33 protein-coding genes (1 of these 33 running past the window's edge) are annotated in these 26453 nt (G+C 36.9%); 20 read left to right on the forward strand and 13 right to left on the reverse strand.

Annotated features, from left to right (window positions below; genetic code table 11):
* Positions 1–84: 84 nt before the first annotated feature.
* From HYG87_RS07975 to HYG87_RS07985, 3 genes are all read left to right on the forward strand, one after another.
* Positions 85–891 carry a metallophosphoesterase family protein gene (locus HYG87_RS07975; protein ID WP_211532655.1) on the forward strand — a complete coding sequence of 269 codons (807 nt, stop codon included), beginning with the start codon at positions 85–87 and terminating at the stop codon, positions 889–891.
* A 185-nt stretch (positions 892–1076) separates the two neighbouring features.
* Entirely contained in the window at positions 1077–1718 is a 642-nt protein-coding gene (locus tag HYG87_RS07980) for a hypothetical protein (RefSeq protein WP_211532656.1), read from the forward strand.
* 28 nt (positions 1719–1746) lie between these two features.
* Complete coding sequence (locus HYG87_RS07985; protein ID WP_211532657.1) at positions 1747–2676, forward strand: phosphate signaling complex PhoU family protein; 930 nt, start codon at positions 1747–1749, stop codon at positions 2674–2676.
* An 18-nt stretch (positions 2677–2694) separates the two neighbouring features.
* Here HYG87_RS07985 and HYG87_RS07990 read toward each other — a convergent pair whose 3' ends face one another.
* Positions 2695–2964, reverse strand: a complete 270-nt coding sequence (locus HYG87_RS07990; RefSeq protein WP_211532658.1) for a 2TM domain-containing protein — start codon at positions 2962–2964, stop codon at positions 2695–2697.
* A gap of 263 nt (positions 2965–3227) precedes the next feature.
* A complete protein-coding gene (locus tag HYG87_RS07995; RefSeq protein ID WP_211532659.1) occupies positions 3228–4022 on the reverse strand; it encodes a citryl-CoA lyase in 795 nt (264 codons plus the stop codon).
* 188 nt (positions 4023–4210) lie between these two features.
* Between HYG87_RS07995 and HYG87_RS08000 the strand changes: the two genes are divergently transcribed.
* From HYG87_RS08000 to phoU, 8 genes are all read left to right on the forward strand, one after another.
* On the forward strand, positions 4211–5029 hold the full coding sequence (locus HYG87_RS08000; protein ID WP_249164834.1) for a phosphate ABC transporter substrate-binding protein: 819 nt from the start codon (positions 4211–4213) through the stop codon (positions 5027–5029).
* 217 nt (positions 5030–5246) lie between these two features.
* A complete protein-coding gene (locus HYG87_RS08005; protein WP_211532661.1) occupies positions 5247–6074 on the forward strand; it encodes a phosphate ABC transporter substrate-binding protein in 828 nt (275 codons plus the stop codon).
* A gap of 90 nt (positions 6075–6164) precedes the next feature.
* A complete protein-coding gene (gene pstC / locus HYG87_RS08010; protein WP_394357453.1) occupies positions 6165–7043 on the forward strand; it encodes a phosphate ABC transporter permease subunit PstC in 879 nt (292 codons plus the stop codon).
* Positions 7044–7129: 86 nt separating this feature from the next.
* Positions 7130–7939, forward strand: a complete 810-nt coding sequence (gene pstA / locus HYG87_RS08015) for a phosphate ABC transporter permease PstA (RefSeq protein ID WP_211534268.1) — start codon at positions 7130–7132, stop codon at positions 7937–7939.
* 3 nt (positions 7940–7942) lie between these two features.
* The gene (gene pstB / locus HYG87_RS08020; RefSeq protein ID WP_211532663.1) at positions 7943–8695 is read left to right on the forward strand and encodes a phosphate ABC transporter ATP-binding protein PstB; all 753 of its coding nucleotides are present in this window, start codon (positions 7943–7945) and stop codon (positions 8693–8695) included.
* A gap of 4 nt (positions 8696–8699) precedes the next feature.
* A complete protein-coding gene (locus HYG87_RS08025) occupies positions 8700–9368 on the forward strand; it encodes a phosphate signaling complex PhoU family protein (RefSeq protein WP_211532664.1) in 669 nt (222 codons plus the stop codon).
* Between the two features lie 16 nt (positions 9369–9384).
* Entirely contained in the window at positions 9385–9831 is a 447-nt protein-coding gene (locus HYG87_RS08030; RefSeq protein WP_211532665.1) for a DUF2226 domain-containing protein, read from the forward strand.
* A 1-nt stretch (position 9832) separates the two neighbouring features.
* Entirely contained in the window at positions 9833–10492 is a 660-nt protein-coding gene (gene phoU, locus HYG87_RS08035; protein WP_211532666.1) for a phosphate signaling complex protein PhoU, read from the forward strand.
* A gap of 30 nt (positions 10493–10522) precedes the next feature.
* Here phoU and HYG87_RS08040 read toward each other — a convergent pair whose 3' ends face one another.
* The 7 genes from HYG87_RS08040 to porC form a co-directional block, all read right to left on the reverse strand.
* Entirely contained in the window at positions 10523–11362 is an 840-nt protein-coding gene (locus tag HYG87_RS08040) for a fumarate hydratase (RefSeq protein ID WP_211532667.1), read from the reverse strand.
* 145 nt (positions 11363–11507) lie between these two features.
* On the reverse strand, positions 11508–11939 hold the full coding sequence (locus HYG87_RS08045) for a 4Fe-4S dicluster domain-containing protein (RefSeq protein ID WP_211532668.1): 432 nt from the start codon (positions 11937–11939) through the stop codon (positions 11508–11510).
* A 10-nt stretch (positions 11940–11949) separates the two neighbouring features.
* Positions 11950–12444, reverse strand: coding sequence for a 4Fe-4S dicluster domain-containing protein (locus HYG87_RS08050; RefSeq protein WP_211532669.1), 495 nt, complete (start codon positions 12442–12444; stop codon positions 11950–11952).
* 12 nt (positions 12445–12456) lie between these two features.
* Positions 12457–13323, reverse strand: a complete 867-nt coding sequence (gene porB / locus HYG87_RS08055; RefSeq protein ID WP_211532670.1) for a pyruvate synthase subunit PorB — start codon at positions 13321–13323, stop codon at positions 12457–12459.
* 2 nt (positions 13324–13325) lie between these two features.
* Positions 13326–14474 carry a pyruvate synthase subunit PorA gene (gene porA / locus HYG87_RS08060; RefSeq protein WP_211532671.1) on the reverse strand — a complete coding sequence of 383 codons (1149 nt, stop codon included), beginning with the start codon at positions 14472–14474 and terminating at the stop codon, positions 13326–13328.
* Complete coding sequence (gene porD, locus HYG87_RS08065) at positions 14474–14716, reverse strand: pyruvate synthase subunit PorD (protein ID WP_211532672.1); 243 nt, start codon at positions 14714–14716, stop codon at positions 14474–14476. The genes porA and porD overlap by 1 nt, the downstream gene beginning before the upstream one ends.
* Before the next feature lie 25 nt (positions 14717–14741).
* Entirely contained in the window at positions 14742–15272 is a 531-nt protein-coding gene (gene porC / locus HYG87_RS08070) for a pyruvate synthase subunit PorC (RefSeq protein ID WP_211532673.1), read from the reverse strand.
* An 88-nt stretch (positions 15273–15360) separates the two neighbouring features.
* On the opposite strand from porC, the gene HYG87_RS08075 reads away from it, so the two are divergent.
* The 8 genes from HYG87_RS08075 (at position 15361) to HYG87_RS08110 (ending at position 21646) form a co-directional block, all read left to right on the forward strand.
* Entirely contained in the window at positions 15361–16935 is a 1575-nt protein-coding gene (locus HYG87_RS08075) for a dihydropteroate synthase-like protein (protein ID WP_211532674.1), read from the forward strand.
* Positions 16936–17075: 140 nt separating this feature from the next.
* Complete coding sequence (locus HYG87_RS08080; protein WP_211532675.1) at positions 17076–18005, forward strand: TIGR00269 family protein; 930 nt, start codon at positions 17076–17078, stop codon at positions 18003–18005.
* A 124-nt stretch (positions 18006–18129) separates the two neighbouring features.
* Entirely contained in the window at positions 18130–18330 is a 201-nt protein-coding gene (locus tag HYG87_RS08085; RefSeq protein ID WP_211532676.1) for a MoaD/ThiS family protein, read from the forward strand.
* Between the two features lie 74 nt (positions 18331–18404).
* Complete coding sequence (locus HYG87_RS08090; protein ID WP_211532677.1) at positions 18405–19265, forward strand: damage-control phosphatase ARMT1 family protein; 861 nt, start codon at positions 18405–18407, stop codon at positions 19263–19265.
* 63 nt (positions 19266–19328) lie between these two features.
* On the forward strand, positions 19329–19778 hold the full coding sequence (locus HYG87_RS08095) for a thioredoxin family protein (RefSeq protein ID WP_211532678.1): 450 nt from the start codon (positions 19329–19331) through the stop codon (positions 19776–19778).
* 39 nt (positions 19779–19817) lie between these two features.
* On the forward strand, positions 19818–20432 hold the full coding sequence (locus tag HYG87_RS08100) for a cytochrome c biogenesis CcdA family protein (protein ID WP_211532679.1): 615 nt from the start codon (positions 19818–19820) through the stop codon (positions 20430–20432).
* Between the two features lie 100 nt (positions 20433–20532).
* Complete coding sequence (locus HYG87_RS08105) at positions 20533–21348, forward strand: NAD(P)-binding domain-containing protein (RefSeq protein ID WP_249164835.1); 816 nt, start codon at positions 20533–20535, stop codon at positions 21346–21348.
* Positions 21349–21439: 91 nt separating this feature from the next.
* Positions 21440–21646: a hypothetical protein gene (locus HYG87_RS08110; RefSeq protein ID WP_211532680.1), complete on the forward strand. Its 207-nt coding sequence runs from the start codon at positions 21440–21442 to the stop codon at positions 21644–21646.
* 97 nt (positions 21647–21743) lie between these two features.
* On the opposite strand, the gene HYG87_RS08115 is transcribed toward HYG87_RS08110, so the two are convergent.
* From HYG87_RS08115 to HYG87_RS08125, 3 genes are all read right to left on the reverse strand, one after another.
* Positions 21744–23039 (reverse strand): adenylyltransferase/cytidyltransferase family protein, encoded by a 1296-nt coding sequence (locus HYG87_RS08115; RefSeq protein ID WP_211532681.1) that lies wholly within the window; start codon positions 23037–23039, stop codon positions 21744–21746.
* Positions 23040–23191: 152 nt separating this feature from the next.
* Positions 23192–23671: a DUF308 domain-containing protein gene (locus tag HYG87_RS08120; protein WP_211532682.1), complete on the reverse strand. Its 480-nt coding sequence runs from the start codon at positions 23669–23671 to the stop codon at positions 23192–23194.
* A gap of 95 nt (positions 23672–23766) precedes the next feature.
* Complete coding sequence (locus HYG87_RS08125; RefSeq protein WP_211532683.1) at positions 23767–24828, reverse strand: archaeosine biosynthesis radical SAM protein RaSEA; 1062 nt, start codon at positions 24826–24828, stop codon at positions 23767–23769.
* A 396-nt stretch (positions 24829–25224) separates the two neighbouring features.
* Here HYG87_RS08125 and HYG87_RS08130 point away from each other — a divergent pair, with 396 nt between their 5' ends.
* A complete protein-coding gene (locus HYG87_RS08130; protein WP_211532684.1) occupies positions 25225–26028 on the forward strand; it encodes an SPL family radical SAM protein in 804 nt (267 codons plus the stop codon).
* 82 nt (positions 26029–26110) lie between these two features.
* Here HYG87_RS08130 and mer read toward each other — a convergent pair whose 3' ends face one another.
* A protein-coding gene (gene mer, locus HYG87_RS08135) for a 5,10-methylenetetrahydromethanopterin reductase (RefSeq protein ID WP_211532685.1) crosses the window boundary here: on the reverse strand, positions 26111–26453 show its 3' portion. It continues 623 nt past the right edge of the window; 343 of the gene's 966 nt are visible here — the last part of the coding sequence; its start codon lies off the right edge, out of view; it ends in the stop codon at positions 26111–26113.

Raw genomic sequence — 26453 nt, forward strand, 5'->3', positions numbered from 1 at the left:
AATTTTATATATGGTTTACAAGTAATTGGTTTTTTCTGATAATGTAACCTAATTTTTAAATTAAAATAATCAGGTGAAACAATAATGGAAAAAAAGATAGCCCAAATATCTGATATTCACTTTGGGGAAAAACATTTTTCTGGTGATTTGAAAAAAAATCTGTTTAATCAGCTTCAGGAAGACAATCCTGATCTGATTATCGTGGCCGGTGATTTAACTACCTGGGGTTATCATTCCGAATATGAAGCTGCCGGTGAGTACATAAAAGAGCTGAATACTATTGCAAAAACATTCACCATACCAGGGAACCATGATGCCCGAAATGTGGGCTTATTGCATTTTGAAAAATTGATTGGAAACCGTAAATTTGTCCATATTGATAAAAAGGGAGGATTTGCAGTAATAGGTCTTGATTCATCTGAACCAGATATTGATGATGGCCAGATTGGATTGGACCAGAGGGAATGGCTCAAAAAGGAACTGGAAAAAATTCCATCCAGCCTGTGTAAAATTGTAACCTTTCACCATCATCTCCTTCCTATACCTCAAACTGGAAGAGAAAAGAATATCTTGCTGGATTCAGGAGATTTATTACATATTTTTGATATATATGGTGTTGATTTTGTCTTGAATGGCCATAAACACGTACCAAATGTTTGGATGATAGAAAAAATGGCTGTTGTCAATTCTGGAACTGCAACCAGTTACCGGCTCAGAGGCAATACTTTCCCCTCCCATAATGAAATCTTAATCCGGGAAGGAGATATCCAAATAAATCTCATTAATACTGAAAATGGAGATAAAAAAGAAATGGCTAACTATTCAGTAAAAATGGACCAGGAAGAGTATTTAATTTGTTCTTATAAACACATGAGGCATAATATCCTCTAAATAATTATAATCTTATACTGTTGATCTTTTGTAAAACATCTTTATTGTAAAGTCATCCCCTATAGGATTTTGTTCCTTAATAGAGAAAATAAATACCTAATGTAAGAATATATATTTGATAAAAATAAAAACTTATCTGATAAACACTCAAGGAGAATTATTAAATTGAATTTGTATGTGATAAAATGAGCAAGGCATTTGATGTAGCAATGGCAGGAGTAATATCTGGAATTGTGGCTTTCACCACTTCCCAAATTGGAGTGGGGGGAACCATAATTGGTGCAGTACTGGGATCAATGCTCTATCAGATTATGTCTCACTATGTTAAAGAACCTCTGGAAAAAGTTGATACTCAAAAAATAGAGACCAGAATAGTTTATGCTATTCCCCTAATACTCATCCTGGCCATTGAGATAATATACGTACTGGCCCCCCTCTACTGGAAACCTCAGGAAATACTTTATTTTTTACAGGGAGCCACTAACTGGAATCTTTTTAGATCTATTGGAACGGGATTAATTGTAATGGGAATTTATCCTATTATTCAACCGGAAAATATTCAAAAAAAATATGGATATGTGGTTTTAAGTATGGGAATAGTGATATTACTCCGGGGCTTTTTAGATGCGGCTTCTCCCCTGGTAGAACTCTACTCTGGATTTTTCATTGAATTTGCTATTCCATTATCCATAATCCTTATTCTGGCCTTATCTTATGTAATCCTGTCATTATTTAAGGAATCCATAAACATTAGAAATAAAGATGTATCTAAAAAGATGGAACAAAAATTGGAAAATGAAGAAATCAGTACACAAGAAGAAGATTAGATAAATAATATTTTAATTAAGGGATATAATGACTAAAAAAAGCAAAAATAGTACTCTTAAAGAGGTATTGGACATAATTCTTTATGAAAATCCATCCACTCAAGATGAAATTGCAGAAAAGCTGGGCATTACCCGAAGATATGTGACTAAACTCCTGCAGCCCATGGTAAAAAAGGGAATAGTTCGCAGGGCATATATACTTGATCTTAAAAAATATGATGATTTTTCAGAAATGTTTGAGGAGGAAAAAACCTCCCGGGAACACGCCGGAAGCTATCTGATAAAAGATCTGCTTAAAAATATGTCAGAACACGTATGCAAACAATTAAAAACATCTTTTGAAGCATTACTCACCCATAAAAAGGATCAGGCCAATGACGCATTGAAAATGGATTTCATCACCAACAATATGCTGGAAAAGGTTCGCTCATCAGTGGATACGGCCATAGCCATAAATCCTTATTCCGAATTTAGCAAAACCGTGGTTTTTGGCGAAATAGCCTATGACCTGGAAAGGATTGGTGACCACTCCGGCATAATAGCTAATTTTACCATGCAGGAGTCTTATGAAGTGGATACTGAGATGATGGACTATCTAAAAGAAATGTATAAAACCTCAAAAAAGATGGTTAGCTGGTCCATGGATGCATTTTTAAATGAAAAACTGGATTTGAAAGAGGAAGTAATGAGTTGTGAGGATAAACTGCACCAGCTCCAGAAGAAAGCATTAAATTGTATAGCTACCCAGATGGCGGAAACACCTTTTGAAGATAAAGACCGTTCCACTTATTACCTTTCTTTATCCCGGGTGGTCAAAGCTTTTGAAAGGATTGGGGATATTTCAATTGAGATAATAGATACCGCAGGTGAATTTTATCATAATATTCCCCGAACTACTACTCCTGAAAGATTCAGAAGAAGAGAACAGAAAATTGAAAAAGCACGTAGAGAAGAGTAGATTAAGAAAAATTATTAATTATTTTTTTTCCTTTTTCATATACTCTTCAATTTTTTTATCTTCCCACTCTTTTCCTAAAAATTTGTTTTCATTAAGGAATCCAAATGCATGCCACAGCAATCCTATTCCCCAGAATATGGTAACCCAATAAAACCACCACATACCGGGAGTGGATATTAAATTTATTATAAAAAGGGTCACATTTACCAGTATATAAGCAAATAAATGATTATAAAAATCCTTTAAATCTTTTACTTTTCTTCTGGCCTGTTCATATTCTTTTTCCATACTATAACCTCTTTAAATCATTACTAATACAAATTAACTAGGTTGTTGTAGTTAATTATTTGACCAGCATAATAATTAAATATTATTACTTATTTTAATTAACTTAAAAAGTTTACAGGGATTTATTTTTGATTTTAAGGATTATTAATAAATTTAGTTAAAATTAATTAAAAGGCCGTCATATATTATAATTTCAAAAATGTTATTAATTTAAAAAAGCCCTTTTTTATTATCCGTATTCAAAAATAGGTATTATAATTATTTTATTCCTTTCCATCGTAATAGATTTCTTCTATGTGGAAGAACTTCCGGAAAGGAGATTCCCTGCTAATTTCTTCATAGGTATGGGCCAGAATTCCAGGTAAGCGCCCAATCATAAATATACCGCTTCCTAATCTCCAGTCAAATCCTAAATCCGAAAGAATACCGGCATTAGCTCCATCTATATTCATTCTTATATTTTTTGATTTATGCAATAATGATTCAATGGATAGTGCTAATTCGCTGTGTCGTCCCAGGCATTCCATTTCCCGGGCCAGTTCCATAAGTCGGGGAGCCCTTGGATCTGCATTATGATAACGGTGCCCAAAACCAGGGATTTTTTCCTGACGACTCATATATTCATCCACCAGTATCCGGGCAGTATCATCCAGGGACTCTTCTGGCGGAGTCCTCGCTACCCCTTCCTGCAATAAATGCATGGAATTTTCAATAGCCCCTGCGTGGTTTTTTCCAAATGCCAGTAAACCACCTGCCATGCAGGCATGCAGGGGCGACCCGGTGGAGGCCATTATCCTGGCGGATTGGGTACTGGGTGGTGTAACTCCATGATCACAGAAGGATACTAAAACCGATTCTAACATTTTTGATTCAGATTTAGAAGGCATTTTGCCCTTAACTAGTAAATAAACCATATCTGAAAATGAAGTGTTACCCACCAGTTCTTCCTGTAAGTAGCCCCTGGTTATGAGCCGGTTGGGTTCCACTTTGGTAATAGCAGTCCTCCACTTAAGGTTGTGTGGTTTGAATACACTTTTTAGTATTTCTTCTGTTATCATAATGTCTTCCTATATCCAGCCACCATTATTTAAATTTAACCTTTTAGTGTTGTATAGTTCCTATTTTATGAATTAATGGGGTCTGCAGATAGATAGAAAATAAGTTATATTTCACTAAATGTGTAACCAAGTACCTAAATAGTAACATTTAAATACTCTCCCAACAAGGTATGAATCGAGGTGATAATTTGGACACCAAATACATAATTGGAATAATAGTTGCTATAATTATAATAGCCGGCGCATTTTTAGCGTTCGGAGGCGGAAATAGTGGAGGGGACACAACCATCGAGGTTGTGGGTTCAACTTCTGTTCAGCCTGTTGCAGAAAAATTAGCTGAAGAATATATGAAATCTCACCCTGATGTTAAGATAAATGTTCAGGGGGGCGGTTCCAGTGTGGGTATCAAGAGTGCTCAGGATGGAATTGCAGATATTGGAACTAGTTCCAAGAATTTAAAAGATGACGAAAAACAAGGCTTAACTGATTACCTGATTGCTAAAGATGGTATAGTGGTGGCAGTTAATGATGAAAACTCAGTCAGTGACTTAACCCTGGATCAGATAAAAGACATATTCAGTGGCAAAATCACCAACTGGAATGAAGTGGGTGGAAGTGATGCTCCCATTAATGTCATTACCCGTGAAGATGGTTCCGGTACCTTAGATGCATTTAAAGAAATAGTCATGGGAAAGGAAACTGAAATAAAAGCTGATGCTATTGTACAAAGTTCCACTGAAGCAGTAAAACAATCTGTTGCCCAGGATCCTAATGCTATTGGGTTTGTATCCTTTGCCGCTATGAGTGATGATGTAAAAGCACTAAATATTGGTGGAGTAGAACCTACTGAAGCAACCATTGCTGATGGTTCTTACGAAGTACAACGACCATTCTTCTTTATAACTAAAGGAGATGCTCAAGGTGCAGTTAAAGAATTTATTGACTGGGTATTAGGTCCGGAAGGACAAGAAATAGTTAAGAGTGAAAAATTAATACCTGCTAAATAAATTAACAAATTGAAAAATCATGAATATGTGGTATTTCCTTCCACATTATTCATTTTTATTTTATTAGATTCCAAAAATGAAATGATTAAAATAATTATTTCTTAGATTTTATTCAGAATATTTTTTCTAAAATTTATCAAATATATAATATTGGTGGCGATGAATTTCTATCAATATTTAAATAAGGTGAAGATGAACTATTGTCCATGGTGAAGCTATGGACTCAAAGTATAAAATTGGTATAATAATAACTATAATCATCCTGGGCACTTATTTCATGGTCAATCCTGGATCTGGTCATGAAAGTATACAGATTGCAGGATCAACCTCAGTTCAACCGGTGGCAGAAAAATTAGCCCAGGAATATATGAAATCTCACCCTGATGTTAAGATAAATGTTCAGGGTGGGGGTTCTGGTCTGGGTATCAGAAGTACTCAACAGGAGATCATAGAAATTGGAACCAGTTCTAAAAAACTGAATGATCATGAAAGTAAAGATTTGACAGAATACATAATTGGTAAAGAAGGAATTGTAGTCGCAGTAAATAACAAAAATACGGTAGATGATCTGACTATTGATCAAATAAGGGATATTTTCAGTGGCAAGATTAGTAACTGGAAAGAAGTAGGTGGTTCTAATCAGGAGATACATGTGATTGTCCGGGAGGAAGGTTCCGGAACCCGAACTGCTTTTGAAGATATAGTTATGGATGAAGAGGATATCAGTCCCGAGGCCATAGTTCAAAGCTCAACTGAGATGGTTAAACAAGCGGTTAAGCAGGACCCTCAAGCCATAGGATTTGTATCTCTAGCTCATTTAGGAGATGATGTTAAAGCATTAATGGTTGGTGGAATAGCTCCTACAGAACATTCCATTTCCAAAGGCACCTACCCCATTCAAAGGCCATTTATTTTTTTGGTAAAAGGAGAACCGGAAGGCAGTTTGAAAGAGTTTATACGTTGGATTTACAGCAGCGAGGGCCAGGAAGTTATTCGTAGTGAAAAAATAGTGCCTTTTATTGCCAATGTGTCTGATGATTCTTAAAATAAAACCAGAAAAACATACTTTTAATTTGGGAGGATAATCCTCCTTTAAAATTCTAAAAATTAAAAACTCAAGAAATAAAAGAGGTGAATCATGAATAACCGTTTAGAGGAGTATTTAATAGAAAAAGGTCTGTTTATTACCGCCATATCCTCCATAATAATCATTTTGCTTATAATAACTTTTATATTCATTGAAGGATTTCCAGCAATAGAAAGTTATGGAGTTTTAAACTTTGTATTTGGATCAACCTGGGCTCCTCTAAAAGGAGATTTTGGTGTTTTAACCATGATTGTAGGAACTTTAGGGATTACCTTTTTGGCCCTAGCCATGGCAGTACCTCTTTCCCTTTTATGTGCTATTTTCATGGCCGAAATTGCCCCCTCCAGTATGAGAAGAATACTAAAACCAGTGATTGAAACCCTGGCCGGTATACCTTCGGTAGTTTATGGGTTTTTTGGGCTGATAATACTGGTACCCTTTATGAGAGAACAGTTCGGAGGCACAGGGTTTAGTATGCTTACTGCCTCGGTAATATTAACGGTAATGATTCTTCCTACCATTATCAGTGTTACAGTGGATTCTTTAAGGTCAGTACCCTATGAATATAAAGAAGCATCACTGGCTTTAGGTTCCACCCAATGGCAGACTATCCGGAATGTTATATTCCCTGCAGCCCTTCCTGGAGTAATCACCGGTATAATTTTAGGAATGGGCCGGGCCATAGGAGAAACTCTGGCAGTTATCATGGTAGCCGGAAATGTGACTCAATTTCCCACTTCCGTCATGGACCCGGTAAGAGCATTAACCTCTAATATAGCTCTTGAAATGGGCTATGCTACAGGTATTCATTATAATGCTTTATTTGGAACTGCAATAGTTTTATTTTTCATGATAATGATTCTTCTGGTGGCAGCTAATTACTTACACTACAAAAAGAAGGTGGTTATTGGGGGTGGATACCTGTGAATACCTGTCACTTTCTGGAAAAATTATTAAAAGGAGGTATATGATTGTTATTTAGATTTATATCTCCAAAAACTTCCCAAAAAATAATGAAAACTGTTTTCTGGGCTTCTGGAATCCTAACCATAATCATATTGATTATTATAATTGGTTATATACTCCTGGAAGGAATGAAGGTAATAAATCTGGAATTTTTACTATCCAATCCAGTGGATTCGGGAAGAGAAGGTGGAATATTCCCTATGATTATTTCCAGTCTTTATGTGACTCTCATATCCGGACTGGTGGCTGCCCCCTTGGGGGTGGGGGCTGCAGTGTACCTCACCGAATACTCCCGGGAGGGCCATGTGATAAAACTGATAAGATTTGGTGCAGAAACCCTGGCATCCATACCTTCTATTGTTTTTGGTCTTTTTGGTCTTTCCTTTTTTGTGGTATTTCTGGGTTTAGGTTGGTCTGTGTTATCTGGAGGCCTTGTACTGGCATTAATGGCTTTACCCACCATATTTAAGGTTGCTGAAGTTTCCATTGATGCAGTACCTGAATCTTACAGGGAAGGCAGCCTGGCACTGGGATCCACCAAGTGGCAAACGGTATACCGGGTAGTATTACCTGCTGCTGCGCCGGGAATAACCACTGGTATAATTTTAGGAATGGCCAGATCAATTTCAGAAGCAGCAGCTATACTATTTGCGGTGGGGGCAGCCATTACAGTTCCCATATCTATTTTTGATCCAGGAAGACCTTTACCTCTACACCTTTATATAATGGCCACAGAAGGCATATCCCTGGAAAATGCATATGGAACCGCAGCGGTACTGGTTATAATTGTACTTATAATTACCATTGTAACCAATACCCTGGTTGAAAGATACCAGAAAAAGATGATGGGGCGTTAAATCATGAATAGAATTGAAGTAGAAAATTTAAATGTTTACTTTGATGAAGCACACATTTTAAAGGATGTCAATATCAAAATACCTAATAATACAGTTACCTCCCTTATTGGACCTTCAGGATGTGGTAAATCCACTTTCATTAGAACTCTAAACCGGATGAATGATTTGATATCCGGGTTTCGTAAGGAAGGATCCATATTTTTAGATGGAAATGAAATTTATGAACCCAGTGTGGATGTAGTTGAACTTAGAAAAAAAGTAGGTATGGTATTTCAAAAGCCCAACCCCTTTCCTAAATCTATTTTCGATAATGTAGCTTATGGTCTGAAGGTACACGGCATAAATGATAAAGACGTGGTGGAAGAAAGGGTAGAAGAGAGCTTAAAATCCGCTGCACTCTGGGAAGAAGTTAAAGATAAACTGGATAAATCCGCCATGGGGCTTTCTGGAGGACAACAGCAAAGACTCTGTATAGCACGTACTATAGCCATAGAACCTGAAGTAATTTTGATGGATGAACCCTGTTCCGCCCTGGACCCTATTTCAACCACCAAAATTGAAGATCTCATTCATAAACTAAAAAAAGAGTACACAATTGTAATTGTAACCCACAATATGCAACAAGCTACCCGGGTTTCAAAATACACTGCTTTCTTTTTGCATGGAGAAATAGTGGAAAGTGGGCGCACTGAAAAATTATTCATGGAACCAGAAGATAAGCGGACTGAAGATTATATTACCGGCAGATTCGGGTGATCTGATGTTTGGGGTGATACTGGATAAGAAGCTATCTTCACTAAGTGGAGAGGTACTGGACTATGGAAACCAGACAGTTGAAAGAATAGATTATTCGGTTAACAGTTTTATAGATGAAAATATAATTTTCGCTCGTGAAATAATTGAAAAAACATCCCAGGTAAATGAAGCCAGTTACCGGTTGGAACAGGAATGCCTTAAGATACTGGGCCTGCATCAGCCAGTAGGAAAAGATTTACGAACCGGGGCTGCCTTATTAAGAACTGCCATAGAACTGGAGAGAATCAATATACTGGCTGCTTATATATCCCGTCACGCCATCGACCTTAAACAAAAAGAAAGCAAACTTCATAAACCTCCTCATTTACTCTTCATGTCACAAAACGTTCAGGGAATGTTAAAAGATGGAATGGGAGCTCTAATAAATAAGGATATACAGCTATTAAAAAGGTGTACTAAAAATTATGTCACTATACAGGATCTATATAATCAGATGTTTGCTGAATATGATGAGGAAACTTCTGGGCTTCCCACTACTTATCTAATGCTGGTTGGGAGAAATTTACTTAGTATGGGTCATCATGTTATGGGAATGGCCGATAGAATAGCCTATATGATTGTGGGAAAACAGGTAATGCATCACAAGGTGTTTTACAATGTTCTCATGAAATAATTATGGGGATGATTAAATGTGGCTCCCGGCAAACCAGCCAATAGAAACGATTCAGGGAAATCTTAATACTTCAACCTTTCCACATGCAGGATACATCCGAATCTTAAATCCGGATGATGAATCGGTATTATTCATAAGCCAGAAATTGATTATTGGAGCATGGACCATGGATATTGTCAGTTTTAATGAATATTATGAAAACCATTCTATGAAAAGATTTAAAATTTCATCTGAATCTAAAATAGAAGTCTATGAAGTTGATAAAAATTTTTTTAATACATTAATTGAATTAAATGAAGAATGCAAATTATCATTACCTGTTGACCTGGATTTACTGGCAAATGATAATGAAATATTAGATATATCATCTCGTGAAGAAATCTTATCTAAATACCGGATAAAAGAACCTTCTGAGGATGATTTAGAATCTTTATTAAGTAATTATAAATTTCAGGAGGATTAGCATGGAAAAACGCTACCCCCGGATATTATTCCGTAAGAGACTTAAAGAATTGAGGAAAGATGTGGACAGTATAGGGCAACTAACCATTAATGCCCATAAAAATGCGGTGAATACCTTTGCCAACTATGATAAAAAGAAAGTGGAAGAAGTAATAGCCACCACTCAAGAAATTGATGAAATGGTTTTTAACCTGGAAAGGAAATGTATTAGTGTTATTGCGGCAGAACAACCTGTAGCTGGTGATTTGAGGTTCATAGAAGCATGTATTAAAGTAGGAAGCCACTTAAAAAGGATAGGTCATTTGGCAGCGAATATTGCCAATGCATCAGAATACATTAAAGATGAAACTATTCCTCATAAACCCCAGGAAGACCTGAAACACATGGCTGATTTTGTACAGATGATGCTCTCTAAAGGAATTTATGCCTTTTTAGATCAAAACATGGACATGGCCCGGGAATTAAGACACGATGATGACAAGGTAGATGATTTATTTGATCAGTCCCTGGAGCATATAACCAGCAGTATGTTCAAAGATAAGGATTCTATTTCTTATCTGGTGCACCTCTTATTTGTGGCACGTTACATGGAAAGGGTGGCAGATAGGGCAGTGAGTATCGGGGACAGGACTATCTTTATGATAACCTGTGAAAAACCCTGATTTTTATTTTTCCCTAAAAAATAGAAATTTTTAAGGCATCAATCTTTTAGTAGCATGCCTTCCGGCCCAACACTGAATACATACTCCAATAGGGAGCCCTGCAGTATGTGTATGGGCCGTTTTGATTTTTACATCCAGTGCAGTTGTATTTCCCCCTAAACCCATGGGACCAATTCCGGAATCATTAATTTCTTTTAGTATTTCCTGTTCCAGGGAGGCTATTTTTTTATCCGGGTGACGCTTTCCCACCGTACCTAACAATGCTTTTTTAGCCATTTTCATGGCCAGATCAGAAGATCCACCAATTCCCACCCCTACTATTACCGGAGGGCAGGGTTTTCCCTGGGCAGTAATTACGGTATCCACCACAAATTTTTTTACTCCTTCTATCCCTTCACCGGGCAGGGCCATTTTAAGGGCATTATTATTTTCAGAACCAAAACCCTTGGGAAATACGGTAAATTCCAGATAATCCCCATCCACTATCTCCACATCCACCTGGGGAATGTTTTCACCGGTATTATCTCCCGTATTTTCTCGAGTAAAAGGATGCACCACATTGGGCCTTAAAGGAATTTCATGGGTTGCTTTTCTTACTCCCTCTCGTATTCCTTCAATCAGGTTTTCCACCGGCACATTGCCCAGTTTTACAAAAATTATAGGTAAACCAGTATCCTGACACATGGGTATTTCCATTTCCTCAGCAGATTTAATATTATCTAAAATTGCTTTTAGATTCAGTTTTCCCATTTCGGTGGTTTCATCATGATAGGCCTTTTTTAAAGCATGTTTAACATCATCAGGAAGCTTAATGACTGCTTCTTTAAAGAGTTCAAATATGGTTTCTTCTATCTCTTTTTGGGTAATCATGAATAACACCTGTACATTTTAAATAAATTCATAATGGATATTTGGTAAACATACTAAAAAGTAGTGGGGGTATATATTATATGGGGAATATTAATTCAATGGAAAAATTAAAAAAAAATAAAGGATTAAAGCTTTTAGGCAGAATTTAATGCTTCATAATGCCTTTTAGACGCTCTAATTCCTGAGTAATTTTCTCTCGTTTTTCTGAGATTATTTTTTCAGAATCAACAAGTAAGGCCTTAGTAGGACAACTTAAAACGCAGCATGGTTCTTCTAGATCAATACAAAGGTCACATTTACTTGCTATGCCCTTTTCATCCATGGTTACTGCCCCTATGGGACAGGCATCACGGCAAAGTCCACAACCAATACATTTATCTTCCAGAATTACTATGGCTCCATCTGCTTCAGTTATAGCTTCTTCGGGACATATATTCAGGCAGGGTGCTTTTTCAGGAGCACAATGCATGCAAAAGATAGGCACACCATTGATAACTCTAATGGCATTTTGAGGGCAATTACGCTCACATTTCATGCATTCGTTACATAATTCTGGCCTTGAAACTAATTCTTTCATGCTGTGTCTCCTATTGGAATACTTTCTTTGCCCGGGATTTGGCAGTTAACAGGGTCATAATATCCGAACCCTTTTTAGTTTTTTTACCAATTCCAGACATCTTAGCAATGTGTTGTTCTTGTTTTTCAATCTTAAGCTTTTCTGTATCTATAATAGAAATAGCTCTCTGGGAACATGCTTTTATACATGCCGGGGTATCCAGATCAGGACACTGGTGACATTTTTGTGCTTTGCGATCTTCCATTACCACTGCACCAAAGGGACATACTAACATGCACAGCCCACAGCCAATACATTTTTCAGGTAATACGTCCTTGTCTTGAATGGCATCAGTAGGGCATATAGTTTTACAGGGAGCATCCTCGCATTGTTGACAAATTATAGGATAGTAAGCTCCTCCTATTTCCCGAATCATTATTCTGGATGCTCCGTGAAGTTTTGCACATGCTTCTTCACAGTCCATACATCCATCACATAAATCGGGTTGAATTATTAATTTATCCAAGGTCTATCCCCCTTATATTTTCAACTCAGCACACATCTTGTCCACATATTGCTGTATTTTTTCTTTTTCATCGTCTGCAAGGTGCTTAAATCTTTTTTGAGCTTCCAGATATTCATTAACAGGTTTTCTTTGCATAGGTCGATAAGTTACTTTAAACTCACCATCCACTATCTCATAAAGAATCCATGAACCGGTTTCTACAGCTAAACGGCCTAATTCAATAGTTTTAGAAGTATCAAAACCCCATCCGGTGGTACATGGTTGGTGTAAATGGATGTATGCAGGCCCTTCAACTTCTGAAGCTTTTTTAACCTTTTTCATAAAATCTTCGGGATAAGATATGGAGGCGGTGGCTACATAAGGAACTCCATGGGCAGCCATAATCATGGGGATATTTTTCTTTGGTTTATTTTCCCCAAAACTCTCTTTACCATGTGGTGAAGTAGTAGTGGAGGCACCGTAAGGAGTTGCACCACTTCTCTGGATCCCGGTATTCATGTAAGCTTCGTTATCATAACAGATGTAGATGAGGTTATGTCCTCTTTCCATAGCACCGGATAATGCCTGCATACCAATATCTGCAGTACCTCCGTCTCCAGCAAAGACTACCACATTAACGTCTTCTTTTCCCTGTGCTTTAAGGGCTCTTTCTACCCCAGAAGCCACTGCCCCTGCATTTTCAAAGGCTACATGTATCCAGGGAATTTCCCAGGCTGTTTCTGGATAGGGAGTGGTAATAACTTCCAAACAGCCGGTAGGTGAAATAGCCACCGTATTTTTTCCCAGCATTTTAAGTGCTAACCTGACACCAACAGTGGCACCACATCCGGCACATCCCCGGTGACCCGGGGCAAGGAATTCTTCTTCAGGTATTTTCATTTTTAGACTTCCTCCTTTAGTCCAATCCAGGTTATTTCTTTAGTCGGATTACGAGTCTTATTTACGATATCCTCAATATGTTCAGGAGTGATGTCTCTACCTCCTAATCCTACAATGAATCCACAACTTTCCACATCAATGTTGGCTTTAATTTCGGTGTAAAGAGCACCACCCATTCCAAAGCTGATATTTTTGTCTAAAACAGCCACGCGGTCTGCATTTTTTACAGCTTCGTATATTTCCTTTTTAGGGAAAGGCCGATAATTTCTTACTTTTAAAAGACCTACTTTTTCGCCCCGGCCTCTCATATCATCCACAACATCTCTAATGGTACTGCATATGGATCCCATAGCAATTAAAATAATTTCTGCTCCTTCACAACGGTATTGCTCTACAACAGAATAGTCACGACCAAAAATTTCACTGAATTCCTGGTTAACCTTTTCAATGACCTTCTTAGATTTTTCCATGGCCACTTCCATCTGATATCGGGCTTCCATGTAATAATTGGGATCGGTGAAGGTACCTAAAGAACGCGGATTTTCCGGGTCCAGGAATGATTCTTGAGGTTGATATTCGGGTAAAAAGCTATCTACTAATTCCTGGGAAGGTATATCCACTGGCTCCACAGTATGGGTCAGAATAAAACCATCCAAGCACACCATGCTGGGTAAAAGAACATCTTTGTCTTCTGAAATTCTGTAACACCTCAGTATGGAATCCAAAGCTTCTTGCCCATTCTCCACATAAATCTGCATCCATCCCGTATCTCTCTGGGATATGGAGTCCTGATGATCATTCCATATGCTTAAAGGAGCGGCTAAAGAACGATTAGCATTGGCCATTACAATGGGGTTTCTTAAACCTGCTGCGGCAAAGAGGATTTCATGCATCAATGCTAAACCCTGGGATGAAGTGGCGGTAAATACTCTTACTCCTGTTCCAGAAGCACCCACAGCGGCACTTATGGCGCTGTGCTCTGATTCGACCATTATGTATTCTGAGTCGAGATCCCCATCTGCCACAAATTTGGCCAGATATTCCGATATGGAGGTTTGGGGGGTTATAGGGTAAACGGGAATAACTTGAGGTTTGGCCAGCTTTGCTGCATGGGATACAGCATTGTTGGCGGAAATAACTTTAACAACCATTATTCTCTCTCCATTTTAATGGCTTTTACCGGGCATTCTACTTCACATATGCCACAGCCTTTACAGTAGTCATAATCTATATCATAATCTTTGTTAATACAACCTTCTGGACAAAAAAGGACACAGTTATCACATTCGATACATTTTTCTTTATCCAGTATGGGTTTAAAAGTTCTCCAGCTTCCTGTCTTGTTGATTCTGGTACTTCCCGGTTGCTTAACAGTTCCTCCGATGGAATCCATACTAATCACCTTTATTATTAATAATTTATTTAATTATATGTTCATAAGCTGATTTAGCGGCATCAGCATTCTTCTCCCCTATCCTTCCGGGGAAGGTTTCTTTTATAATCTTCACAATTGAATCCAGAGTTACTTCACCGGTTGCACCTGCAAAAGCTCCTAACATGACGGTATTTACTATGGGGAGCCCTAATTTTTCTAAGGCTATGCTGGTAGCATCTATGATTTCTGTTTTAGCTACTGGATTTGATGGAGCTTCTTTATTTGTGTTTAAGATTACCTTTCCTCCATTTTCAATTCCAGAATACACTTCTGCAACTTCTAAAAGACCATCATCCAGTACTACAACGTAATTTGGATTATAAACTTGATATCTTCTTCTTATAGGTTTATCATCAATTCTGGTGAATGCCATGACAGGAGCGCCCCGCCTTTCGACGCCGAAAAAAGGAAAAGCTTGTGTATATTTTCCATCTTCAAAAGCAGCCTTTGCTAGAATCTCAGCTGCTGTAACGGCACCTTGCCCGCCACGTCCGTGAAATCGAATTTCGATCATTTTTTACCTCCATTCCTCATAGTTAATCATTATAAATTTTTAATATATATACGTGATGGTCACCATCTTTTAGTATAGAGGCATAGTTATGAAAGTTCTGATAATCACTGGAAAATTAGCTAGCCAGGTAGTAAAGAAAGTATCTGCGCGTTCTAAGCAAAATGTAGAGATACACGTAGCCAATACTCCCATAGCTGCTTTTTTAACTCCTAAAAAAATAATTAATGAGCTTAATTCCCGAATAGATCTGAATCTTGATGATATAGATATTATAATTATCCCGGGACTTATAAGAAAAGATGCCACCTATATCCAGGAAAAAACAGGTATCCCTTCATTTAAAGGCCCTACTGATGCGGCTGATTTGGATATTGTCCTGGATTTACTGGAAGAACTGGAATTATCTCCCAAAACTTCAGCTGATAAACTAATTGAAGAAGAACAAAGAAGAAAAGCTTTGGAATTTATAGAAAACTTTGAAAAAGATGAAAATTTAATAAAAAAGCTCTTAAAAAAAGATGAAAATATTCTGGTGGGCCAGCTCCCGGTGGGAGAAGATTTTCCTATGAGAGTGCTGGCAGAAATAGCTAATGCTCCCTTACTCACTAAGGATGAATTATTAAAAAGGGCCGAATATTTTGTAAAATCCGGTGCAGATATGGTGGATTTAGGTATGGTGGCCGGAGAAAACTTATCTTCGAAAATACCGGGAATGGTATCTTTAGTAAAAGAACATCTGGGTGATATCCCGCTTAGTATAGATTCCCTTAACCCCCGGGAAATAGAAGTCGCTGTTAATTGCGGGGTGGATATGGTACTCAGTCTGGATCATGGTAATTATGAAGAGTTATTACCTCTCCTGAAGGAGAAAGAAATCCCAGCTGTAATATTACCTACAGATTATAAGCGGGGATGGGTACCGGAAACAGTAGAAGAGAGGATTGATTCTTTAATTGATCTTAAAAAGAAATGTAAAGGCATAGATGTGATTGCTGATTTGATTCTTGATCCTCTGAATAGTAGCAGTATAGTTGATTCCATCCGGGCCATGGGCGATTTTTACCATAAAGAGAAATGTCCCTTATTTTTTGGGATAGGAAATGTCACAGAACTTTTAGATACAGATTCAGTGGGTGTTAATGCTCTTTTATCTGGAATATCCATGGAGTTAGGTGCCAGTATATTATTTACACCAGAAGAGAGTGGTAAAACTAAAGGAAGTGTTTATGAACTGGCAGTATCCTCAAAAATGATGTTTTTGGCTAAAAACAGGGATTCTGTTCCTAAAGACCTGGGTATTAACCTGGTATTTTTCAAAGATAAAAGAAAGGGAGAAAAAGTTCGGGAAAACTTAAAGGTTCCAGTACTTAAAGCCAAGGAAGCTAATAAATTTAGGCAGGATCCCGCCGGAAGTTTTAAGATAATGGTAGATGACGGTCAAATTAAAGTGGTTCACTACTTAGACACCGAACCTACCCTGGCCCTGATAGGTGAAAACGCTAAAATTTTATATGAAAATATATTGGGGCGCAATCTGGTCTCAAATTTAGAACATGCAGCATATCTGGGATCTGAACTTCAAAAGGCCGAAATAGCTTTAATAACTGGTAAAAATTATATTCAGGATTTCGAATTATTCAAAAAACCATTTCTATTACATTAAGCCATGCTAAATGCCTTAGATCATTAATTCACCACTTCATATTTTTAATTCAACATAACTATTAATTTAATATAAGGCGGTTGTACCTTAAAACTTGAAAATAGGGATGTTTTACAATAACCATCCCCTGGAGACTAATAATGAATTGCACCAAATGCGGTAAAAAAGAGGTAATGATGGAGAGGAAACACTCCGGTCAGAGGCTATGCCCCGAATGCTTTATTTCAGGAATCCAAAAAAAGGTTCTAAAAGATATCCGCAAATATGGCCTTATTGAAAAAGGGGATAAGGTTATGGTGGCTTTATCTGGAGGCAAAGACAGTGTCATGCTACTGGATATTTTAAGCTCCCTTCAAAATAGAGGAATAATTGATTTGATGGCTGTTACCATTGATGAAGGAATTCAAGGATACCGTCAGGACGGAATAAAAATTGCAGAAAATCATGCCCGCCGGCTGGGGATTGAACACCGGGTTGTCAGTTTTAAAGAATACTTTAATATATCTCTGGATGAAATAATGGCCCTTCCCTTTCCCCGGGGAGCCTGTACCTACTGCGGAGTTTTCCGGCGATGGCTTATAAATAGAACTGCGCGAGAAATGGGTGCCACTAAAATTGCCACCGGACATAACCTGGATGATGAAACCCAGTCCATTATGATGAACTATCTGGAAGGAAACATTGAAAACCTCAGGAGAATTGGTCCCCGTTCCCATCCTAAAAGTGATAAGTTCATTGTCAAAATCAAACCAATAGGTGAAATTCCGGAAAGGGAGGTGGGATTATATGTGGTGGCCAAAGGACTGGAAGTACATTTTGCTGGATGTCCTTACTCCCAGGAATCATTCCGGGCTGAAATCGGGGAAATTATAAAAAATTTATCAAAAAACCATCCCACCATAATGTATTCTACTTTACGCGGATTCCATAAGATAAAAACCGCCCTTAAAAAGGAAGATTCCCGAAATTTCACCATGGATAATTGCATAAAATGTGGAGAACCATCTGCACAGGAACTTTGCCGGGCCTGTGTATTCTGTGAAGAACTGGAAAAGAAAAAAACTCATTAAATTACAACAGGGCATGTGATCTTCATAAAGAGAGTATGCTCAAAAGGTGAATAAGCAAGTTAACATTTAAGTTACCATACCGTTAAATTTCATTAATTACTGGTAATTAGTAGAGAGGATAAGAATGAAATTTACTCTTATAAATAATAAAAAAACAGAACAACTTTCATTTAAAAATAACTTAACCATAAAAGAATTACTGGATCAAATTGAAAAACCATTAGAAACAGTTGTAATTAAAAAAAATGGTCAGATTGTCCTGGAAGATGAGATAATTCAGGAAGGAGATATTATTGAGGTTATCCAGATAATTTATGGGGGATAACTTTTGATTCTGATGTTATCAGGATTATTTTATTTTAAATTAATTAGATTCACTGGATATCGGGAGTTATAAATATGAAAGTTTACTATGAGTGTGCGTCCTGTTTTTTACGACAGTCCAGAGAAGCTCTGGAACTGGCCACAGATGATGAAAACTTAAAAATAGAAATCACTGAAAAGATTATTCAATTACTATCAGATGAATTCAAAAAAGGCGCACCATCCAATGTAATCGGAACCAGGATGCATCGCCTGATAAAGGATTTGAGTGGGAATCCTGATCCCTATTTACAGGAGAAAAAAAGAGGAAATCGTATAGCTGAAAAATTCCAGGAAGAGGTTGGTTATTTACTAAAAAAGGATTCTTCTTTAATAAATTATATTAAAGTCGCCATTGCAGGTAATTTACTGGATTTTGCTGCTATGGGAGTAAATTTTGACCCTTCAGCAGTGATATTAGAAAAAATTGCAGAGCCCTTAATAATAGACCATAGCTCTTATCTGGAAGAGGCCTTACATGAAGCGAACTCCTTACTCTATCTGGCAGATAATGCTGGTGAAATTGTTTTTGATAAAATGCTCCTGGAAAAACTACTAGAATACAATCTGGATATAACGGTAGCAGTCAAAGAAAAACCTATCCTCAATGACGCCACCATGGAAGATGCCCTGGAAATCGGTCTGGACCGAATGGTCAAAGTGATTAGTACCGGAACCGATTCAGTTGGCATAATTTATTCTCAAATTTCTCCAGAATTTAAGGAATTGGTGGATGGGGCAGAACTTATAATCTCCAAGGGCATGGGGAACTATGAAGGACTTACCGAAATGGAACTGGGAGAAAAAAAAGTATTCTGTCTTTTAAATGTAAAGTGCAGTGCTATTTCCAGGGATATAGGGGCCGAAGAAGGCTCTGCAGTGGTTTTGAAACTTTAAGTGAATTAATTTTTTATTAGTATAATGCAAAACTTAAATTAAGAGAATATTCTAAGAGTTATCATGAAAAAATGGATATTATTTGCGGCTGTTTTTACCCTGGTTATGGTGGGTATTTTCGCTTTTATTGGATCACAAATGTCCCCTGATACTAATGATGCAAATTCAGAAGATATATCACAGAGTAATGCGGAATTCAGATGGTATACGGATTTAAATTCTGCTATTTCCGCAGCCGAAAAAACCAATAAACAAATATTCGCAGTTTTTACTGCAGACTGGTGTCCGGCCTGTGTGGAGCTGGAATCAAGAACTCTTTCTAAACCGGAGGTTCAAAAGGAAATGGCTCGAAAGTATATTCTGGTTAAGATTGATGTGGATAGCAACCCTCAACCCTCCTCCCAATATAGAATATTTAGCCTACCGACTATGCTGATAATGGATTCTAATGGAAATGAAATAAGAAGAATAGAAGGCTACATTACTGCAAATCAACTTTTAAGCCAATTATAATTTAGTTTTTCCATTTTTTAAATATATTTGAGGTTCAGTATGGAAATAGCCCCCTTAATATCATTTTTGGCAGGTATGGCTTCAGTCGCATCTCCCTGCGTACTGCCGGTGATTCCCTTACTGGCAGGATATGTACTCACCCGGAATAAAAAACTTGAAATTTTATTCTTTGTTCTGGGCTTAAGCACCATTTTCCTGGCAGTGATTACTTTAACCCTTATATTCACCGCCGCAGTAAATTATTACCTTTATTACATCCGCATAATCGCTGCTTTAATACTCATAGTTATGGGAGTCTTGTTTCTCTCAGGGAAAAATGTATTCAATCTATCAGTAAATGTAAGTCAAAATTCAAAAAAAGGGATATTTGGTTCTTTTATTTGGGGAGTTATAGTTTCCCTGGCATGGGCTTCATGTTACACTCCCTATTTAATCTCCCTGATTGCTTTTAGTGTTTCTACAGGAGATACCTTTTTCACGGCTTTAAATTTATTATCCTATGTATCTGGATTTTTTATAACCCTTTTATCCCTTGGTACTTTAATTTCATTTATAAATATCACCAAACTGGCCAATTATTCCCGGCCTATAGGTTTAATCTCAGGATTATTAATTATTTCCACCGGTATGTATCTTTTATGGCTGATTATTTAATAAAATGAACTAAATCAGTTTTTAAGGTGCTAAAAAATTACCTAACTAAATTTTCGGGGAAAGTAAGCATATACCTAAAGAGGAGGGACTTCAAATTAAAGTGGGATTTATTGGATTTGGAGAAGTGGCATCGACTTTAACTATAGAACTACTAATAAACGGGGCAGAGGTTTTCACCTGTGTGGAAGGCAGGAGTGATTTTAGCCGGAATTTAGCCCAGGAGAAAAATGTTAACACCGTTCCCACTAATGAGGCGCTGGCTCAAAAAGTAGATATTATCCTATCTGCAGTTACACCTGCGGCTGCTATTGATGCGGCTGCATCAATTGGTACTAACTTCAAGGGGACCTATGTGGATATAAATAATGTCTCTCCTGAGGTGGTTAAAAGTGCACTGCAACATATAAAACAGGGTAAAGTGGTAGATGCAGCAATAATAGGGAGTGTGAACCGAAAGAAAGTACAAATACTGGCTTCCGGAAAAGATGCTCCGGAGTTTGCCCAGCTGAATGATTTTGGATTAAATATTAAAATTATTGGCACAGAAATCGGCCAGGCTTCCGGGATTAAGATGCTGCGAAGCTCATATACTAAGGGTGTGTCTGCTCTTTTATGGGAAACATTTTATGCCGCCTATAAAATGGGAGTTGATGAAGAATTATTTGATGTTATTGGAAATACAGAAGGGTCTGAATTTAAAAAATCAGCAATATCACGAATGATAAGTACAGCATTCCATGCTTCAAGGCGCCAGGAAGAAATGAAAGAGGTGCAATTAGCTTTATCCCTTTTTGAGGATCCTGTTTTGGCTAAATCCACCGAAAGAAAATTCCACCAAATAGCTCAAAAACTAAAAAGACTGGATAAAAAACCAGATACTTACCGGGAAGCCTTTTTATTATGGGAAAAATTATAAGTTCTCTATTAATTATTATTAAAAAAGCTTATTTTAGAGTTAAAACATAATCATTATACGTAGAGATAGTTACTAAAAGGAGGATTTATTCATGACCCAACAAGAACAACTCCAGGACTGCAAAAAAACACTGGAAGAATTGGTGGGTAAAAATGTCAAAAATGTAGAATTTGAATCTTCAGAAGATTGCTGGAGGATATATATACACACTGACCAGGGTAAAATTGTAATGTCCTTTTGTAAAGGATGGGCCTGTCCGGTGGTGGAACACAGATCACTTAAAACTAAAAAAAAATAAGTAATTAACCGGGTGTTATTTTATTCTTTCCAGGTTTGGTTAAATGGCAGGATATTTTTTTTTTGGCTAGTTGATGGTAAACATATATTAAAATTGTTTAATTTGATTTACCCACATATATTCGGATTCTAATTCCTCTGGCTTTTTTAATTACCCTGGCACTTACTGGTATAAACTGGGAATCAAGTAAAAGCCTTAAATAGGTTACCATTACTCCTGGAAGTTTTAAAGGGCTTTTAATTTTCTTACCCTCTGTTCTTAGTTCACAGGCCAGGAGCCCATTTTGATCCACATAGATATTAGCTGGTAAATCATCTTTTAGATAATCCACTTCAAAACTTCTCACACTTAATCCTGCATCAAAGGCCAGGGGTGATGAATCTTTTATTTTTTCACCATTCATGAATTTTTGATGAGCTTCAGATGATTTAAAACCTTCTTCACTTTTTTTAGCCACAAACCATGATCTTTCAATAACTTTTTCTATGGTCTGATCAGGGGGTACTATTCCCTTCTTCTCATAACTCCTTATAAGATGTAGAACTTCCTCTTTGGATATATCTTCTTCCAGTGCACTTATAGCCAACCGGGTCAATACTGGCCCATATCCTGCTCTTCTAAAGGCAGCCCATATTTGATCTTCCTGTCGGTACACTCTTCCTTTAATAATGGAGTTTATGGCATCTGCATTTAAATGTGCAATTTGCATCAAACTGGACCGGGAATAGGTATTCATTCTCTTGGTTATAGCTTCCAGATTTCTCCCGGGGGCCACATTACCCTTTTTTATTTCCCTTTCCAGAATTTTAGTGGTGGTGTGGGGAAGAAGGCTTTTTACTTCTGGAGGTATCTTCATATCATTTTCCACAATAGCTCTTCTTATTTCCCTTCCAGATATCTTACCTCCCATTTCCAGTTCAGGTATGATATGAAACTTCATCTTTTTTTTATATTTTTTATATAAAAATTCATTAACTGCAAACCAGCGAATAACATTTCGGTTAGGAAGATTACGGGGTATCCCACTGAATATTTCTTTTTTTGCAAATTTTTTAGCATGTTTTATGATGGTGGGGGTGGATACATTGGCAGCATCCACATAATCTACTACCCCATCTTCAATCATCATGGCAATACGGATAGGAACGGTATAAGCCAGGGTTAATCGGTGGTGCAATCCTTCAATGGGAACCACTCTATCTGCCCCTGCTTCAAGGGCCATTTCTTTTCGGGCCTCATAACTAACAAAAAATGGAGCATGGTTAGCACTAAAGCCCTTGTTGAGGTATATTACTACCTCATCCCCGGTTTCTTTCCCTATTTCTTTTCCCTTTTCAATCAATTTCACATGACCCTTATGCACCGGGTCAAAATCGGCACTAATTCCTATCACGATTACACTTCACAAATCTGGATATATATAAATTCAATCATTATTCATTCTTAATTTATTATTGGGAAATATATAAGACACCTTATCTATTTTTTCTACTTTAACTGTTATTAAAACCTGATTTAAAAATAAAAAAAGGGGTTTGTATTTATTTATTCAAATATTCGAAATATTCCCGTAACTATTAACCAGATTCCAATTAACATACCTAAATACATGGGATCAAAGGCATAGGTACCGAGAATTATATAAATTATACCTAAAATAATTCCGATTACTCCAGGCCAGATACCGATTTTAGATTCTTTACTACCAATTAAGGCTATAAAACCAGCAATTACCAGTAATATACCTGCCAGATACAGGATAATAGCCGCCACAAAACTGAACAAGGCGGGATTAAATATTAAACCTATGGCTAATATGAGAGTTATAATACCCAGCACCAGGTTAAGCAATCCTCTGGTAAAACTCAAATCAAGACTGGCCATACCCAGGGCCATAAACCAGACGGCCAGTATAATCAAAGAGAAACTCACTATCACACTGACAGTTACAACTCCTAAAAGAGGAAAAGAAATTACAATTAGACCTAAAATAATGGCTAAAATTCCACTTACCGTATTTTTCATTTTTCCACCTCCACTACAATTAACAAACCCCTGATTTTTTATTCTAGCCGATGTGGTTAATATGATTTTTTAAAAGTGGATGAATTTAGTGAAATTTAATATCTTATTCTGGTTGTAGAACGACCAATATCACAAAAACTACTTTCTACTTGCCATTGATTTTTACAGTCACATTCTAATTCTTTTACCGGAATTTGATCCAGATTAGAATCAATTATCATTTGCTTTAGCTTAGAATTACATTTTTTGCAGTTATAAGGGCCTCTTCTACTTCCAAAACCAGAAGTATCCATTATAGCAGGAATATTAACTTTTTCACGGACCTGGTTTATGATTTTAATAGTGCTCCATATCCATGGCGGTTGATAAGATCCTTTACGCCATAGTTCTTCAATTAAAGTACCTTTGTGGATGGTAGCCGGACAAAAAGAAATCCTATCTATACCTGCCTTTTCGGCATAAATAGCACTATCAATTGCTTCTTGTATGCCCTGCTTTTCTGAAGTTAAAATAGGCTTCACAAGAATATAGGCTTTTGATCTTACTTTATATTCTGATTTAAGGTCTTTTATTATTTCAACTGCTTGTTCAAAGTCTTTTTTGGAAAAACCTTTATTTATTTTATATTCCCGGGTATGGTCGCTGGCGGATTCAAGCCCCATACTGATTTCAAATATTTTATCAGGAAGATAAGAACAGCACTCCTTAATTATCTCTCTATTCACATATTCTGGTCGGGATTCTACCACCACTTCTGCCACGTTTTCAATTTCACCCAGGGTTTGCAAAATCTCTCTCCGGGCTTCAACAGGCATCTCATCAGGATTCAAGAAACTACCGGATGTGAAAATTTTAACTGCAGTGGGTTCTTCCAGGGTATGTTTATCCATTATTTCATGGAATAGGGGGATAATATCTCGTGCAGGAACATTTTCTACATGGGAATCATTAATATAACTGCACATGGTGCAACCACCACTTTCAGATAAGGCCCAGGAACATCCACCGGTGGGCAAAATCATGAAAAGGGTAGGGCCTCTTCCCTGGTATAATAAGTCTTCCTGATACCAGCTGGTAGATAATTCTTCAGGGGATCGCTTTTTAACTTTTTTTAGAGATTTATTTCTAATTTCTCTGGTTAATTTTTTTATTTGCATGGTTTTTTACCTGATTTAGAATGATCAGCACCCTTCTATATTAGTACGATGTAATCATTATCTTATTTTTTAATTAATTTATCCTTACTTCTAAAATTAAATAATTATTTATTAGAAAAATAAGCCGAAACTATAAAGGACACTATAATTATTCAGTTTTTAAACTTAATAAAATATATTTAACTATCTTTATTATTATTCTATATAATTTTAACAATAATTATATTAATTTCCGTAATTAAAATATGTTTATATATTATCCCGATTTTCAGCATCCTTCAATTAATTATTTAAACTGGGGGTCTTTAATTTAAAAAAATAAACGTTAAATCAGTTTTAAATAAGCACAAACATCGTGATAGTCTTTTTTTAGAAGACTACACTTTAAATCCTTATATGGGCTGCTCTTTTAACTGCGTATATTGTTATATTCATGGTAGCAAATATGGTGAACATATTCCCTCCCAGCTTACTGCCAAAATTAATGCCCCTGAAATTCTTTATCGTCAACTAAAAAACAGAGCTCGAAAAAAAGAACATGGAATTATTGCCCTGGGTTCTGCAACAGATCCATATTTACCCCAGGAAGAAAACCTGAAAATTACCAGGGAACTTTTAAAAATCATCCATCGCTTTCATTTTCCATTAAACCTGTTTACTAAATCCACCTTAATTTTCCGGGACCTTGAAATTTTAAAAAAAATTGATAATTCTGCTCATTTACCTCCGGACTTGATGCCTCAATTAAAACAGGGGGTCATAATATCTTTTTCCTTTTCCACTGTTAATGAAAAAATTGCTGCTATTTTTGAACCAGATGCACCATCTCCCTGGGAACGCTTAGAAACCATGCAAAAGTTTAAAGAAGAAGGCTTCCTTACCGGGGCTTGCTTAATGCCACTTTTACCCTTTATTTCTGATTCAGAAGATCAACTGGATATAATGATAAAGTCGGTAAAAGAATATGGTGGGGACTTTGTAATTCCCGGGGCCTTGACTCTTTTTGGTGATAAGCCTCATGATTGCAGGGTCAGATATTATGAGGTGTTAGAAGAATATTTTCCAGAACTGATTCCTAAAACCAGGTCTATATTTAAATCTAAATCTTATCCTTCTTCTAAATATCAGATTAAAATTTATAATATGGTGGCAGATATTGCTAAGAAGCACAGAATACGCAATAAAATTATTTCAGAATAAATATTAATACTTTATGGAATTGATAAAGACTTTAAAAAAAATAAAAAGAGAATAGAAGAATCAAAAAGATTCTTCATTAATTTTAGAAGGTTTTAATTACTTCTCCCATTAATTTAATGGATTTTTCCTTGTCAGGTCCTATTGGGGAACCAACCACATACTGGGTTACTCCTTGTTCACCTAAAGCTTCAATCTTAGGTATTAAATCATCAGGAGTTCCTACAATAGAGAACGCTTCCATCAAATCGTCAGTTACAGCTCCAATAGCTCCACCGAAGTCACCTTTACCTATCATTTCTCCGATTTTTGCTCCGGTGTCTGGTGCCAGTCCGTGTCTTTCTAAAACAGGTGGTGGTGATCCTGCAGCAATAAATGCCACCACAATCTTGGCAGCTCCTAATGCTTTTCCTGCGTCATCATCAATG

It is taken from the genome of Methanobacterium alkalithermotolerans (assembly GCF_018141185.1).
Taxonomy (GTDB): Archaea; Methanobacteriota; Methanobacteria; order Methanobacteriales; family Methanobacteriaceae; genus Methanobacterium_F; species Methanobacterium_F alkalithermotolerans.

Coding starts and splice junctions, on each gene's coding strand:
- HYG87_RS07975 (WP_211532655.1), top strand. CDS start 85: ATGGAAAAAAAGATAGCCCAAATATCTGATATTCACTTTGGGGAAAAA.
- HYG87_RS07980 (WP_211532656.1), top strand. CDS start 1,077: ATGAGCAAGGCATTTGATGTAGCAATGGCAGGAGTAATATCTGGAATT.
- HYG87_RS07985 (WP_211532657.1), top strand. CDS start 1,747: ATGACTAAAAAAAGCAAAAATAGTACTCTTAAAGAGGTATTGGACATA.
- HYG87_RS07990 (WP_211532658.1), bottom strand. CDS start 2,964: ATGGAAAAAGAATATGAACAGGCCAGAAGAAAAGTAAAAGATTTAAAG.
- HYG87_RS07995 (WP_211532659.1), bottom strand. CDS start 4,022: ATGATAACAGAAGAAATACTAAAAAGTGTATTCAAACCACACAACCTT.
- HYG87_RS08005 (WP_211532661.1), top strand. CDS start 5,247: ATGGACTCAAAGTATAAAATTGGTATAATAATAACTATAATCATCCTG.
- pstA (WP_211534268.1), top strand. CDS start 7,130: ATGAAAACTGTTTTCTGGGCTTCTGGAATCCTAACCATAATCATATTG.
- pstB (WP_211532663.1), top strand. CDS start 7,943: ATGAATAGAATTGAAGTAGAAAATTTAAATGTTTACTTTGATGAAGCA.
- HYG87_RS08025 (WP_211532664.1), top strand. CDS start 8,700: ATGTTTGGGGTGATACTGGATAAGAAGCTATCTTCACTAAGTGGAGAG.
- HYG87_RS08030 (WP_211532665.1), top strand. CDS start 9,385: ATGTGGCTCCCGGCAAACCAGCCAATAGAAACGATTCAGGGAAATCTT.
- phoU (WP_211532666.1), top strand. CDS start 9,833: ATGGAAAAACGCTACCCCCGGATATTATTCCGTAAGAGACTTAAAGAA.
- HYG87_RS08040 (WP_211532667.1), bottom strand. CDS start 11,362: ATGATTACCCAAAAAGAGATAGAAGAAACCATATTTGAACTCTTTAAA.
- HYG87_RS08045 (WP_211532668.1), bottom strand. CDS start 11,939: ATGAAAGAATTAGTTTCAAGGCCAGAATTATGTAACGAATGCATGAAA.
- porB (WP_211532670.1), bottom strand. CDS start 13,323: ATGAAAATACCTGAAGAAGAATTCCTTGCCCCGGGTCACCGGGGATGT.
- porA (WP_211532671.1), bottom strand. CDS start 14,474: ATGGTTGTTAAAGTTATTTCCGCCAACAATGCTGTATCCCATGCAGCA.
- porD (WP_211532672.1), bottom strand. CDS start 14,716: ATGGATTCCATCGGAGGAACTGTTAAGCAACCGGGAAGTACCAGAATC.
- porC (WP_211532673.1), bottom strand. CDS start 15,272: ATGATCGAAATTCGATTTCACGGACGTGGCGGGCAAGGTGCCGTTACA.
- HYG87_RS08075 (WP_211532674.1), top strand. CDS start 15,361: ATGAAAGTTCTGATAATCACTGGAAAATTAGCTAGCCAGGTAGTAAAG.
- HYG87_RS08080 (WP_211532675.1), top strand. CDS start 17,076: ATGAATTGCACCAAATGCGGTAAAAAAGAGGTAATGATGGAGAGGAAA.
- HYG87_RS08085 (WP_211532676.1), top strand. CDS start 18,130: ATGAAATTTACTCTTATAAATAATAAAAAAACAGAACAACTTTCATTT.
- HYG87_RS08090 (WP_211532677.1), top strand. CDS start 18,405: ATGAAAGTTTACTATGAGTGTGCGTCCTGTTTTTTACGACAGTCCAGA.
- HYG87_RS08095 (WP_211532678.1), top strand. CDS start 19,329: ATGAAAAAATGGATATTATTTGCGGCTGTTTTTACCCTGGTTATGGTG.
- HYG87_RS08100 (WP_211532679.1), top strand. CDS start 19,818: ATGGAAATAGCCCCCTTAATATCATTTTTGGCAGGTATGGCTTCAGTC.
- HYG87_RS08110 (WP_211532680.1), top strand. CDS start 21,440: ATGACCCAACAAGAACAACTCCAGGACTGCAAAAAAACACTGGAAGAA.
- HYG87_RS08120 (WP_211532682.1), bottom strand. CDS start 23,671: ATGAAAAATACGGTAAGTGGAATTTTAGCCATTATTTTAGGTCTAATT.
- HYG87_RS08125 (WP_211532683.1), bottom strand. CDS start 24,828: ATGCAAATAAAAAAATTAACCAGAGAAATTAGAAATAAATCTCTAAAA.
- HYG87_RS08130 (WP_211532684.1), top strand. CDS start 25,225: ATGGGCTGCTCTTTTAACTGCGTATATTGTTATATTCATGGTAGCAAA.